General features: G+C 43.5%; 15 protein-coding genes and 1 other RNA gene. 7 read left to right on the top strand and 9 right to left on the bottom strand.

Annotation, left to right across the window (positions count from 1 at the left end):
- The first annotated feature begins 179 nt into the window (after window positions 1-179).
- Window positions 180-1,124, top strand: a complete 945-nt coding sequence (locus tag C7R73_RS12380) for a LysR family transcriptional regulator (RefSeq protein WP_106450799.1) — start codon at window positions 180-182, stop codon at window positions 1,122-1,124.
- 242 nt (window positions 1,125-1,366) lie between these two features.
- On the opposite strand, the gene C7R73_RS12385 is transcribed toward C7R73_RS12380, so the two are convergent.
- From C7R73_RS12385 to C7R73_RS12415, 6 genes are all read right to left on the bottom strand, one after another.
- Window positions 1,367-2,167 carry a hypothetical protein gene (locus C7R73_RS12385; protein ID WP_106450800.1) on the bottom strand — a complete coding sequence of 267 codons (801 nt, stop codon included), beginning with the start codon at window positions 2,165-2,167 and terminating at the stop codon, window positions 1,367-1,369.
- 64 nt (window positions 2,168-2,231) lie between these two features.
- A complete protein-coding gene (locus C7R73_RS12390; RefSeq protein WP_106450801.1) occupies window positions 2,232-2,615 on the bottom strand; it encodes a hypothetical protein in 384 nt (127 codons plus the stop codon).
- A 38-nt stretch (window positions 2,616-2,653) separates the two neighbouring features.
- Window positions 2,654-3,085: a DUF3021 family protein gene (locus tag C7R73_RS12395; RefSeq protein ID WP_106450802.1), complete on the bottom strand. Its 432-nt coding sequence runs from the start codon at window positions 3,083-3,085 to the stop codon at window positions 2,654-2,656.
- Between the two features lie 130 nt (window positions 3,086-3,215).
- Entirely contained in the window at window positions 3,216-3,314 is a 99-nt protein-coding gene (locus tag C7R73_RS13905; RefSeq protein ID WP_192875269.1) for a FeoB-associated Cys-rich membrane protein, read from the bottom strand.
- Window positions 3,315-4,129: 815 nt separating this feature from the next.
- Entirely contained in the window at window positions 4,130-4,780 is a 651-nt protein-coding gene (locus C7R73_RS12410) for a hypothetical protein (protein WP_106450805.1), read from the bottom strand.
- Window positions 4,781-5,068: 288 nt separating this feature from the next.
- The gene (locus C7R73_RS12415) at window positions 5,069-5,611 is read right to left on the bottom strand and encodes a hypothetical protein (RefSeq protein WP_106450806.1); all 543 of its coding nucleotides are present in this window, start codon (window positions 5,609-5,611) and stop codon (window positions 5,069-5,071) included.
- Between the two features lie 283 nt (window positions 5,612-5,894).
- Between C7R73_RS12415 and C7R73_RS12420 the strand changes: the two genes are divergently transcribed.
- The gene (locus tag C7R73_RS12420) at window positions 5,895-6,416 is read left to right on the top strand and encodes a helix-turn-helix domain-containing protein (protein WP_106450807.1); all 522 of its coding nucleotides are present in this window, start codon (window positions 5,895-5,897) and stop codon (window positions 6,414-6,416) included.
- A gap of 814 nt (window positions 6,417-7,230) precedes the next feature.
- Here the strand turns inward: C7R73_RS12420 and C7R73_RS12430 are convergent.
- Window positions 7,231-8,532, bottom strand: coding sequence for a mechanosensitive ion channel (locus C7R73_RS12430; protein ID WP_106450809.1), 1,302 nt, complete (start codon window positions 8,530-8,532; stop codon window positions 7,231-7,233).
- 229 nt (window positions 8,533-8,761) lie between these two features.
- Between C7R73_RS12430 and C7R73_RS12435 the strand changes: the two genes are divergently transcribed.
- The 4 genes from C7R73_RS12435 to C7R73_RS12450 all read left to right on the top strand — a co-directional run bounded on the left by C7R73_RS12435 (window position 8,762) and on the right by C7R73_RS12450 (window position 11,459).
- Window positions 8,762-10,147 (top strand): Y-family DNA polymerase, encoded by a 1,386-nt coding sequence (locus C7R73_RS12435; protein ID WP_106450810.1) that lies wholly within the window; start codon window positions 8,762-8,764, stop codon window positions 10,145-10,147.
- Entirely contained in the window at window positions 10,116-10,538 is a 423-nt protein-coding gene (locus C7R73_RS12440; RefSeq protein WP_106450811.1) for a hypothetical protein, read from the top strand. The genes C7R73_RS12435 and C7R73_RS12440 overlap by 32 nt, the downstream gene beginning before the upstream one ends.
- Before the next feature lie 122 nt (window positions 10,539-10,660).
- On the top strand, window positions 10,661-11,005 hold the full coding sequence (locus tag C7R73_RS12445) for a general stress protein (protein WP_106450812.1): 345 nt from the start codon (window positions 10,661-10,663) through the stop codon (window positions 11,003-11,005).
- A 64-nt stretch (window positions 11,006-11,069) separates the two neighbouring features.
- On the top strand, window positions 11,070-11,459 hold the full coding sequence (locus C7R73_RS12450) for a general stress protein (protein WP_106450813.1): 390 nt from the start codon (window positions 11,070-11,072) through the stop codon (window positions 11,457-11,459).
- A 78-nt stretch (window positions 11,460-11,537) separates the two neighbouring features.
- On the opposite strand, the gene ffs is transcribed toward C7R73_RS12450, so the two are convergent.
- Window positions 11,538-11,624, bottom strand: an RNA gene (gene ffs / locus C7R73_RS12455) — signal recognition particle sRNA small type.
- A gap of 41 nt (window positions 11,625-11,665) precedes the next feature.
- The gene (gene tadA / locus C7R73_RS12460) at window positions 11,666-12,181 is read right to left on the bottom strand and encodes a tRNA adenosine(34) deaminase TadA (protein WP_106450814.1); all 516 of its coding nucleotides are present in this window, start codon (window positions 12,179-12,181) and stop codon (window positions 11,666-11,668) included.
- A 137-nt stretch (window positions 12,182-12,318) separates the two neighbouring features.
- Between tadA and C7R73_RS12465 the strand changes: the two genes are divergently transcribed.
- Window positions 12,319-13,218, top strand: a complete 900-nt coding sequence (locus C7R73_RS12465; RefSeq protein WP_106450815.1) for a helix-turn-helix domain-containing protein — start codon at window positions 12,319-12,321, stop codon at window positions 13,216-13,218.
- Window positions 13,219-13,287 lie beyond the last annotated feature (69 nt).

Below are 13,287 nucleotides of genomic sequence, written 5' to 3' on the forward strand. Positions count from 1 at the left end.
CCGAACCTTGAATTGATTATATATCAGCTATGCCATTAATAATATTTCTAATTATTGATATTACTATCAATAGAATTTATAGTACCTGCTGTTCAAATTGACTTGGAAAGCGGCCTAAAATATACTACTATGATAGAGGCTTGATCTTGAAAAAATCAGAAGTGGGTGGATAAACTGCTATGGAACAAGAAATGAAATACATCTATACCATTTACAAAGAAAAGAACTTCTCAAAGGCTGCCGACAAACTATTCATGACGCAATCAGCGCTCAGCATGGCCGTTCAACGCGTCGAGGCACGATTAGGGGAAACTGTTTTTGACCGAAGCAAACGCCCACTTCAGCTGACACCTGCAGGAAAAATATACATCCAAAAGTATTTCGAAATAATGCAACTTGAAAATGAGCTCCAAGAGCAGATAAATGATTTGAGCGATCTGAAGAGAGGAACACTTGTCATTGGCGCGACGCAATACCTATCATCCTATATTCTGGCACCGATAATATTGGAATTCATCAAAAGCTTTCCATCAATAAATCTTAAGCTTGTTGAATGTGGTTCCAATAAGTTATCCAAAAAACTGTTGAACGGTTCCATCGACTTAACACTAAAATGCGATGAATATGGGGATCCGCTAACATCAGAAGGAATCGCGTTCCGGGACAACCTGCTCCTTTCAATTCCTAAAGCGATGATAGAGGAACATGGTATTCCCCAAATAGGACTGAACAAAGACCAAGTAATAGCAGGTGCATTTTTTGACAATGATTTTCCTTATCTCGATTTTTCTTACCTAAATCAGATTCCTATAATATCCTTAACACCAGGGAACAATTTACATACACGACTCATGGAATTATTTCAGCAACATAATATCTCACCCAACGTCACCTTAGAAGTACAGCAGATGGTGACTGCCTATCACCTCTCTACTAATGGTCTGGGCGCAACGCTTGTATCTGAACATATAATCAGCCAAAATCTTGATAAGGATGCTCTTTATTTCAAAATAGATTCTCCCTTGATGGTCAGAAATTTTGATTTTATAGTAAACAAAAAAAACTATCTATCGAAGACAGCTAAGAAATTTATGGAAATGACAACCACTTATTATCAAGATTAAAGAATGCCAGTAGGGTTCATCTCAAATCAAAAAAGCAAGCGCCTTTGGTAGGTGCTTGCTTTTTTGATTTGTTAACGGAAGTAAGTTATTTCCGACAAACTTTTCGATGAATGTTTTGAAAGAATGTGACCCAGTAAATCAATCATGACCGCCTTTTACATAGCCGCCGTCGATAGACGGAACGTTTTTTTCTCCAACGACATAGCTTATTTATGGAATGTTAATTATTTCCCCGGATTCCCTTACTCTGCGATCTGAGGCAACAGGTCTCCTGTATCATCCAGATTGTATTCCGTAAGGGAGAAACTGCTGACCATGGTGTAGGCCTCCTCAGCCGGAGGCACCACAGTAGATTCGAAGTGGACAGCCGTCAGGAAACCTTCCTCATTGATTTCATAGGTGATGGTGATGTCTTGGTAGTCTGTCTCCTCTATTTCCTGGAGATGGGCTTCTATTCCCTCGATGACCAGCGCTTCTTCGTCGTTCTGTTTCAATTCGTCGATGTTCTGCTGGATCACTTCCACATTTTTCGCTTTTATCCTCTCGGCATAGGCGTCGTTCATGGTGAGGGTATATTCCTTGCGGCCTCCTGTTTCCTCAACTTGGCTCTCCGCAATTTCCGCTTCCACTATCTCATTCTCAAAGAGCGAGCGCAGAAGTTCTTGCAAAGCAAAGCCAGTTGATGAAACCTCCACCCATTGCGTTTCCGATTGACCGGGCACACTGATTTTCTGATACTGCTTTCCGCCTATCTGAGCTATTTCCGTAGTATTCGTTTCATCGAAGGAAGTCTTCTGATACCACTCATAATCAGACTCCGCGTTTTTCACGAAGGCCCCTTCCGAGCTTTGGTCGAATGGCTCAGCGTCACTATCCATGAAGTATCGCGTCTCAAAACGGGCATTGTCCAGTTCCGCGTTCTTCTGAACCGCATTCCCGATTGACTTCACGACACTCGTGGTGGAAGTGGAACCGCCACACCCACTCAATACTAGAAGACTTGAAAGGAAAAATAAGGTTGTTACCATTGGCTTTTTCATCATTTCCCAACACCATCCTATCTGTTTAGAATATCTATTGTTGATAAAAATAAGAAGTTTTAATGGATTATTTCTTTTTGAATTGCACAAATTTTTTCATAATCAATTTTGAACAGAAAAATCCTATAGCCAAAGATCCGAGTAGTAACAGCAGAGAAGGGAGTAGCTTGTTGAGACCCTCGCCATAGAAGTAATCGTGAAAAATCTGCATCCCTGCAAATACTGTCGCGGCAGAGATGACACTGCCGACCACGTAATAGAGGACCGTAGTTAGGGAGCTGCTCCTTTGATGCACCTGCTCATCAGGATTGTTCATACTCCCTCCCGAATGAGTAAGGTTCGGGCCATCAAACTTGTTGTTTGCCCCTTGTCCAATATTGATTCTGGAGTAAATGGAACTGTCCACATTGCTTTTGTCATCGTACTTTTTCTGATTGTCTCGCGTACTCATCCATCCACCTGCTTTCTTTCAAATACAAAGGTTCCGTTTTAGAGATCCGTTTGCTTCAAATTCATAAGGCTGTTGCGTACTTTGGAAATGATAGCTGTCGTTACAAAGAGAATGACACCAACCTTGTTGAACTGCAGAAACACCTGGAAAATAGCGCTGAAAGAGCCAGTCTTATAATAGCCACTCAGTAAGAGCAATAGAAAAACCGTGACGATCATCGTCAGGTAATGAACAATAATCTGCTTGCGGAAACTCCACTGCTTTATTTCGTATATGATGCTTGCCAGTCCCAAAAACAAAGCCATAAATCCATAAAAAAGAAAAACCTTCGCATCGGCTGCTCTTCCCTGAAAATTATTCCATGCATACATTGACAACATAACAGCAAATGGAAGAGTTCCTCTGATCAACCCTTTCAAGAAAAGCTTCATTTTTATTTCCTTTCGAAGGTTGTATTTCTTGGCATTCATAACACGCCTTCTCTCTCATGAAATATAAATATGTTTTTTAAAATAATTTATGTATGATACGATTGTAACAAATAATTTATTATTTCTATAGTGAGACCTTCAGAAAAATTGCACATCGACTTGTAGACCGCTATCTCTTTTTGAAGAAGTAGCGGATGATCCAACCTAGAATAGCGATAATAGCTAGTGCGTTTAATAACGTCCCCCCAGCATCCAAAAATTCAGCCATAGCCCCTTACTCCTTAGTACTTCATTCCTTCCGCAAATTGGTTGAGTTAATTAACTAACAAAAGAATGCCTGTTAAATGAAAAATAGGCAACCCTGCTCACACTGCGCATTCGCATCAACCCAATAAAACCATCACATATATTGCATCAATAGCGTTGCGAATAGAAAGATTGCTGTAAAAACATAGAGATTCCAGCGCCGGCCCTCTTTCTTTTTTGATTCCTCAACGCCGAGTACGCTCATGAACAATCCCAAAAAGAATAACATGATGTCTTGGTAAGTAAAATCTTCTGTCCACAGACTGTACACACTCAAGATAAGCAACACTGCGCCAAAAGTGATCTTCAATATTTTTGAGTTCTGACTGTATCTAGCTACTTTATGCCCCAAGACAAAACGGTAAAATTCTGATTATGTATCTGCATAATCAGAATTTTACCGTTTGTATATAATGGACAGCTTATTTTTCTACCACCTCAATCTGTAGAGTAACTCAGTTTATTATTTAACGAACTAGATTCACCTTAAATTACTAATGCCTGTGGCGAGTCTTTTCTTTTTTATTTTCAGACGAGGTTACCAAAGAAGCGATTTTAAGGAAAACGATCAGCAGGACGCCACCTAAGAAAAAGACTGTATAAAACTTACTTTCGCCATACTCAATAATGAGTTGGGAAGAAAATAAAGCAGCTATAATGCAGTAAATGAATATGACGAGAAGGTACTTATTCTTTTTAAGATACTTTATGACACCACGACTCCGTTTTTTTCGGGAGAATTGCATATTTTAACATCCTCTCAAATAAATAGTACTTTTAGTAAGGATTTACACTCCAAAAATACCAAGTGGCAGTGGATCCATAAACCCTCGTATTTTGAATAAGGGTATATGGTTCCCGAGTTTCTTTAACGGCTCCTACTACTGTGGGATGGGTAGCCTGTCTTTTAATATAGTAAACATCACTGAAGAAGTAGTCGGTGGTACTTGCAATAATTCCTGCTTCTACAGCTCTTTGCAATGCAGAACTTACAAAAGCTTGACTAAGTTGGGCATTTCCTTTAAATACAAAAGCTGCTATTGCAGTAAGGGCCGCAGTTGCAAATCCTATTTTCATAATGATTTGTCTATATGTTCCATAGTTTACCAAAGGATTATAGCCTGTAGTGGGTAGTATAGCCATGATGGAAATATTAGGAGAATTTTCTAATGTTGGTGCAAGCGCAGATTCTTCAGATTGAGAGAATCTCAGAGGCTCAATTAGAGTCACAGTTTCCTTGATAGAACCTTCTCCGTTTATTGCAGATAGGTACTCCTCCATATTATATACCTTATCAGCAACAGTTACCTCACCCTTTTCAAAATTAAAAACTAAATCAAACTCCTCCCCATCTTCAGTAATACGGAATGCAACTAAATTTTCTGTGCCTATCTTCGTTACAATTTCATCACCATTTTCGAGCCTCAAGTAGTTTTTCTCTTCAGAAGATGAATTATGAGATGTGAGTTCAGAAATGACACTTGTGGATTGCTCAGAAGCAAATGCCACAGTAGGGGGAAACAGCATTAATTAATATATTACTGGCTAGTAGACTTAGAACTATTTTTTTCATTTTTAAACTTCCCTTCGTTGTTGGCTTTGTTGTAAGCTTGATACCTGATCTGTAGGCGTTACTAAAATCAAGCGTTCACTTACTGGAACGACATCTTTTTCAAGAAAACTTTAACTGCTCTGACGCACTACCGGAAAGAACGTTTAGTAGTCATAGAAACTTTTTTCCCAATCAGCATAGCAAGCTGTCTTATGCATGAGGAGGATTGCTTGATATAATTCTTTTTGGTCTTGATAGGTGGACTCGTCTGTCCTGAAGAAACAATCGTCGCCATTAGGAAAATAGAAAAAAGCTTGAATGGTTTCATGCAGTTCCGATCCCGGCAGGATTTCTTCACAGAAGGAATCGGAATTAAGTATCTTCGCTCCAATCACTACTATTGGTATTTCTCGGGCAATCTTTTGTAAAGACTCTCGGTACTCTTTTTGAGTCACTTTGGAGAACTGAGCGGGATAGATGAATAACGCAGAGGCATTTTTTAAGACTATTTGACGCAAGGAGTCATTTGTTAAATCGTGTAATCTTATGGACTTATAATAAAAGAACTCACTTTGAATGTTCCCCCTCCGTTCGAGTGTTGCTACTTTGAGTCGGCCACTTGTTCTGGTCATTTTGGATTTTCTTCGAAAAAATAAATTCAGCAAGAAGAAAGTAAGAACAAAAATGATAAATAGAACACGTGACATAATTTCTCCTCCTCACATCCTTTCAAATTTCAAAAACGAATACACTGAAAACTTAATGTCATCTCCTTCCTGAATAAATTTGATCGGTATATATTTTTATCTATACATCTAACTTAAGGTAAATCCGGTAAATATAAAAGCAACCAGTGGTTTACATGGCCGCACTTTATAGGCTCTCCTACCATTAGCAACTAGTATTTGCGGATGTGCAAGCATTCGTTTCTAGAAAAAGAACGCTATCTACGCTATCATGAAGGAAAGTGATCTAAAGGGGTGCAAAATAATGTTATTAGGAGAACGATTGAAAGAAACCCGCCAAAAAAAAGGCGTATCGCAAAGCACAGTTGCTGAACATCTAAATATTAGCCGTCAGTCCATTTCCAAATGGGAAAACAACAGCAGCTATCCAGACCTGGACAACCTCGTGCGATTGAGTGAATATTACGAAGTCACTGTTGATGATCTTTTGAAAGAGAATCAAGGATTAAAAAAAAAAATAGAAGAAAACAAAGAAAAGATTAAAGACTCCCAAAAGAAACTAGCCTATATCCAGGCAAATGGTGAGCGGGATGAAGGATTGATCTTGCTGATGCTTAATCTTCTCAGTTGTTTGATTGCTCCCTTAGGTTTGTTTATCACTCCAATTATCCTGAAAAGAAATAAAGCAACAAACACCTTCTATAAGCTGGTGTTTGTTGCAGGAGTGATCAGTCTCTTAGTCAACGCATTTGGTTTATATGCGCACTTAGGCAATCTATTCCACTGGGGCGGGCCCTCCAGCGTGGAGTATATAGGAAATCAATAGAGAATGAAGCTAGCTACCGTATGAAACATCGCCAGAGCATGTTTGTGAGCGAAAGTGTTCAAAATTAATTGGCGTTAACTGTTCAATTCTACTTGACGCTGACAGGACTCCAGTAAGAGACTTTTAACAAAAATAATTAATACTGTTTTTATGTCGCTGTTCAGTCTTGTTTATGTTTCGTATGTGTCGAGTTTGTTTATGCTTTATATTCCGTGGGATAAGAAGACTCTATTAATGAATAAAGGAGAGGCCATGAAAAAAATCTACTTGTTTATGTATACAGCAGTATTCCTTCTCTTCCTTCTATATTTCGTGGTAATACCTCGCCAACCATTGCCTTTCTCAAATAAAGTCCATCTACTTCTGATATTAAGTAGCGCGGCTATGGCATTGGGGGCAATCAAACAGAATAACCAGATCAGTATGTTTTGTGGCATAAGCGTTTTTTTACTTATATGCGTGAGTTGGATTGCGCAGATCATGAACTAGCTTTTTTAACGTGTATAACAGGGAAACTTCCTTTTTTGGGAGCTTCCCTGTTTTTTTCATATTGTATTTTATCATTTCCCAAAATATTTTTCCCTGTTCGCTTCACAAAACCAAACACACGTTCGTATAATGGAGATATAGAGATTGGAGACGATTTTTATGTACGAAACGGAATTGATTTTTGATTATGCGAAGGAACACAGCCGGAACATCCTTTCCATCGACTGCAAATCCTTCTATGGGAGCGTGGAATGGAACCTTTGACAGAAAAAAACCAGCTCCAAAGGGAACTGGTTTTTGAAAAGAGAGTTTATATTGTTTAGTGTTAGCCAAGTGGATCAATTTTTTCTCCCGTTTCCGTCTTCTCGATAGGCTCGGAAGGCTTGGCTGTTTCTTGGTCAATTTTGCGATCAAGTTTTTGGAGTTGGTGTTTGGCAAATTCTCTGCCTCCCAGACCAAATGCCAGTGCAAAGGCGACGGCAAGGCCGCCAATGATGAACAAGAATGCAGTGTTCACAATCGTTGAAGCAAACTGCAGTTGATCCAGCGTCATGAAGACAGCCAAGACATATAAGATGTACTTAACGACCTCGCCTAACATAGAGCTGCCGGTAGACTCCTTCAGGAAGGCAGATAGCGCATTCCCGCCGAAGATCCCCAATCCTAAGATAATGAGGCCAATCAGTACGGATGGCAGGTAGCTAATGATCGCAACACCAATGGTATTCAACACTTCCAGGTTTACCGCATTCAACGCTTCTACCGTGAAGAAGACAATGATTACAGCCTGTACAATTTTTGCGATTACTTGTGAAAGGTTGAGACGGGAAGTTCCATTAGGATTTAGGTAGTGGGAGAAGCGGTTGATTCCAGCATTCTCCAACAGTCCTTCCAGAAGATCCGCCACAAATTTTGCGATTAGAGTACCTACAATCAGTAGGATTACCGCCACCAGAATATTCGGAATGGCAGCCAAAATTTGGGTCAGTACATTCACGATGGGTTCAGAGATGGAACGGATCTGCAACGCCTCCAGCGCCATAGTCAGGACTGGAATCAGGATAATCACAAATGCTATATTGGCCAAAACACGGGCAATCGTATTCTTCTGCCCAGGGGTTGGACCTGCGGCGTGTTGCGCACTTTGATTGGTAGTCTGAGTGTATTTGGAAATCCAACGGTCAACGTTGAGGGATTCCAACAAGCTTTGGACCAGTTCCTTGACGAATTTGGCCACGAAGTAACCAATCACCAAGATAATGGTTGCTCCGAAGAGTTTAGGCAGAAAAGCCAAAAAGTTATCGAACATGTTGGTTATGGGTAGAGCAATATTGGCGAGACCAATCTGTGAAAGAATACCTGGTATGAAGAATAGCCAAATCAGATAGTAGAAGACCTTCCCGATCGATTCAATAACGCGGTGGGAGTCCTCTACGGTGTGTGCAACGCCCCATTTTACCAATCTATTATCAAATCCAAGGGCATTGAGACCCTTCACGACAGCCTTTTTCACTAGCGTAGCGATAATCCAAGCTAATACCAACAATAAGAGAGCGCCTAGGAGATTCGGAAGGATATTGACGAAAGAGACCCACAAACCTTGCAAGGAATCCGTAAATTGTTCCATTCTTTTTTCCTCCTTTTATCCATAAATTTATGAATAGTTTTCCACACGGTAATTATAGCAGAACGGCCGTTAAACATGAAATGAAAAGGTTCCCAACTTTTTCGCCATAAAAAATCGAGGGACACTTTAAAATTTTCCTAACTTTCTTTTTAAATATCTTTCCCTGTTCGCTTTACAAAAACAAACGTACGTTCGTATAATAGAGACATAGAGATTGGAGACGGTTTTTATGTATGAAACGGAATTGGTTTTTGATTATGCGAAGGAACCCAGTCGCGACATTCTTTGCATCGACTGCAAATCCTTCTATGCGAGCGTGGAATGCGTCAGGCGCGGGCTGCATCCGCTCGAAACAAAATTGGTTGTGATGAGCTATCCCTCAGCCGATCCGAAAGAGCGCGGCAGCGGGCTGATTCTGGCTTCCTCTCCGGCCGCCAAAAAGGCTTACGGGATATCGAACATTAGCCGGGCCAGGGACTTGCCGTTCCCCTATCCGCCGGGTTTGGTGATCGCGGCGCCGCAAATGCGGTTGTACATGCAGAAAAATACCGAAATCAACAACATCTACAAAAAGTATGCGGACGAAGCCAACCACCATGTCTATTCGGTCGACGAGAGTTTCGTCGACATCACAGGTGTCCAGAAACTTTTCGGGAAAAACTCGGCTTACGAAATGGCCAAACTCATCCAGGCCGACGTATTGCAGACCACCGGCATCTACACAACAATCGGCATCGGCGATAATCCGCTGCTGGCCAAGCTGGCGCTCGACAACGCGGCCAAGCACCAACCGGACATGATCGCGGAATGGCGTTATCCGGATATTCCCGAAACCATTTGGAAGATCCCGGACATGACCGATTTTTGGGGCATCGGCAAACGGACCCAGCTGCGGCTCAACCAGTTGGGCATCTCCTCGATCTATGACTTGGCGCACACCAATTACTATGACTTGAAGAGCAAGCTTGGCGTCATGGGCGCGCAGTTGTACGCTCACAGTTGGGGGATCGACCGCAGCTTTCTTGGGGAAAAAGTCAAAGTCAACTCCAAATCCATCGGCAATTCACAGGTACTCAACAAGGATTATGTGGTGCGCTCGGAGATCGAGATCGTCCTGATCGAAATGGCCGACCAAGTGGCGACGCGCCTGCGGAAATCCGGAGCCAAGGCCCAGCTTGTGAGTCTGAGCATCGGCTACAGTATCAACTACATCGATCAGCTGGGCCGGACCGGCTTCCATCAGCAGCTGAAAATCCCGCCCACCAATGCCTCGAGTGAGCTCGTAGCCCATATCCTGATGATTTTTGACCAGCATTACAAAGACCAGTCGATCCGGAACGTCGGCGTGGGTGCCGGAAATCTGATCCACACGGATTTTCTGCAGCTGGACCTGTTTCAGGATCCTGACGAACAAGTAAACGAGCAAAAGAAGGATCTGATTGTCGATTCGATCCGCAAAAAATATGGCTTCCGCTCACTTGTGCGGGCAGTCAGCCTGTTGGAAGGCGGCCGCGCAATCCCGCGCAGCTCATTGGTGGGAGGACACGCAGGCGGCATGGCCGGATTGGAGGAAGGGGAAGAAAATGCTGAACGAACCAAGAAAACGGACGGATAAGGTATTTGAGGACTACAACGACTACCACGACCGCGGCATGATCAAATGGGTAACGGCCTACGCCATGGATGAACTGGTGAAGTCCATCTCTGCAGGAAAAGAGGAAGCCATGAAGGACATCCCGATCCTCCCTCAACTGAGCCCTACTGAAATCGATGTAACCTTGGCGGAAGCCCTGAAAAAAAATCACCGGGTATCGATCCAATTGAACCAAAAGGATCGGTTCGGGCGCCAAACGGAAGCAATCACGGGCTTTTTCAAGGGCTATTGCGGAGAGGATGAAATCCTGATCGGCGAAGAATGGGTTCCGCTCGACCGCATCCGGAATGTGCATATTCTGTACCAGGATAAATGGTCCAGTGTGGCGGTATTCAAGAAAAATCAATACTGATCCAAAAGGAATGCGGCACGCGAACGGCATTGACAGTGCGATTGTTGTTTTTTTTGATGCAAAGGCTTATACTCAAATCAAAAGAGAACGTTTTCTTTTCTCTTGATAAGGGGGAAGTCATCATGACATATACCATTCACACCGGTCTCCATTCCATTGAGGAGTGCAAACGGGCGGTTGAGGAACTGCATAAAAAGGGCTACAAGAAGGAACAGATCACATTGGTGACGAACAACGCCTATCAAGAAGCCATATTGGAGAATTGGGATCTTCGCGGTTCGGACGGTGCGATTTTTTCGAGCCACTCGTTGCTGGAAAAGGTCAACAATCTGTTCAACCTGAAGCAATACGAATATTTCCAAAAAAAGACCGGGACTTTCCCCAACGGCATGGACTTTCTTGCGGACCACATCGCTGCCATCGAAAGCGGCAGCATCGTCATCATTACGAAGGAAGCCGACGAATGACAGTTTTCTACTCGACTCATCAAGCAGCTCTGCAAACCATGAACAGTGAAAGGACTGATGTGATATGTCAAAATTTGTGGCAGGTTCATACGCAACCGTCGAAGCTGTGGAAACAGCCGTAAAAGCACTCATTGAAAAAGGGCATAAGGATACCGACCTCCTTTTGGTGACCAATTCACCGGATAAAAAGGAACGGCTGGCAAAAGAAACAGGCATTGAAATCATCACCGAAACAGGACACGATGAGAGCTTCGACTGGAAAGAACTCGCCCCGCTCTACCCGTCTTTCGATGAGGAAGCCCTTTTCGAGCCATCCCCTCAGCAGCCTTATCCACAGTTGTCACCGGAAAAGGAAGAAGAGCAGGAACGCAAGATGCAAGGATACTTCTCCGAATTGGAGGAAGGGAATATTTTGATCATCGTTGACGATGCGGAACAGCAGCATCCAGTTTAGCGAAAGAAAACAAAATCGAAGCAAAAAAGAAGCAGGAGAACCGTTGGACGGTTTTTCCTGCTTCTTTGTATAAGTTATAATAACTTACAGCACATGGCGATACCTACTTATAGCTGCTTCCTTCCGGATCTGACTCAATTCATAAGATCGCCATTGCCATAAGGCCTTTCGGCATTTCTTATCATACCATAGCCAAAAAGAAAAAGCTAGCCTTTGTTTTCATCCTGCATGTGCTCGCGGAGATGCTTCCGGCTGTTTTCCTTGCGTTCTTTGCGCAGCGCCCGGAAAAAATCCTGCAGCAGCGTCCGGCATTCTTCCTCCAGGACACCCTTCTCGACCTCGCTCTGATGGTTAAAGCGTTCATCCTGGAGCAGGTTCATCAAAGTGCCTGCCGTCCCGCCTTTCAGGTCGGATGCGCCATAATAGACTTTTTTTATCCGCGACAACAGGATCGCGCCGCAGCACATCGGGCATGGCTCAAGCGTCACATAAAGCTCCGCTTCCTCGAGCCGCCAGTTCTTCTTGAACGCATTGGCTTGCTTGATTGCCGTCATTTCCGCATGCGTCGTCGCATCATTCGTCACTTCACGTTCATTGTGCCCGCGCCCGATGATTTCACCCTTCCAGACAATCACCGCTCCAATCGGCACTTCCCCCATGGCCGCAGCCTTTTCCGCCTCCTTGATGGCTTCCCGCATATACTCTTCCTTCAACTCATCCATCTTCCCATACCTCGTCCCTTTTGCTTCACTTATCATAGCATATTTCATATTTTTTTAGCAAATTAATGATAATAATGCTAAAATGGATGAAAAGCCTTTCAAAGCTAAAACAACCAGCCTACAAATGAGGTGAAAGTTTGAATCAAAAAGAACTCCAACAACTATTCCCCGAAGCCAAAATAACGACCGCGGCCAATCTCGGGCCCGCTTACTTCACGTTGCCTTTCCAGAACAAATGGCTGCATATCCCTGAACACACCCTGAACGGACGCGAAAAAGCCCTTTTGAAGCAGTTGCTGCTCAACGAGGCCAAGACGACATTCGAAATTCCGAAGAATCCTTGGGCTCAGTTTCTGTTGGGCCAGACGAGCGAATTTCCGACCGGACTGGCACAGACCCAACTGCTCCAGTTCAGCCTCTCCTATCGGGAAGAGGACGCCGGATCTTTCGATCAGACGCTGTGGCTCGATTCCTTCAGCCAGACGTTACCGCTCGTCCGCGAATGCTTCTTTTTGAACGGCAAAAGCGGTGTCTTCATTCTCGACAGCCCTGAACCTTACTGCATCGATGAGGAGTTGGCGGCGGTGCTTGATGTTCTGGACGATGACTTCAGCCTGCGGACCGACTTGTATCTGGGTCAACGTTGGCCTGTCGACGCTCGCCTGCCGCTTCTTTTCGAGGAGGAAAGGAAAATATTCGCGGCCAGCCGAACGATCGCCAAAGGCAACAAGATCATCACGCTTGCCGCCATCGCGCTTCCTTACTTCATCTCGGAAGCAGGAACCCAAAATCCGGTGCTGCAAGCCTTGCAGACTACGATCGGTTCCGTCGAGGGCACACACGAACTGATCACGGCTATGTGGCAGAACCAAGGAAACCTGTCGAAAGCGGCAGCCGACCTTTATCTGCACCGCAACACCCTCCAGTACCGGATCGATCGTTTTTTTGATGCGACCGGCCTGGCCTTGAAGAGCATGGACGACCTGGCCTTGGCTTATCTCGCTATTACTGTACTGACCGTAACGCCCAACAACTAAAAAACGGCTGTCCCGCATTGATATGCTACCTCTATATAGGACATTGAATTATTTCAAGTCTTATATGGG

It is taken from the genome of Trichococcus alkaliphilus, assembly GCF_003008695.1.
Classification (GTDB): domain Bacteria; phylum Bacillota; class Bacilli; order Lactobacillales; family Aerococcaceae; genus Trichococcus; species Trichococcus alkaliphilus.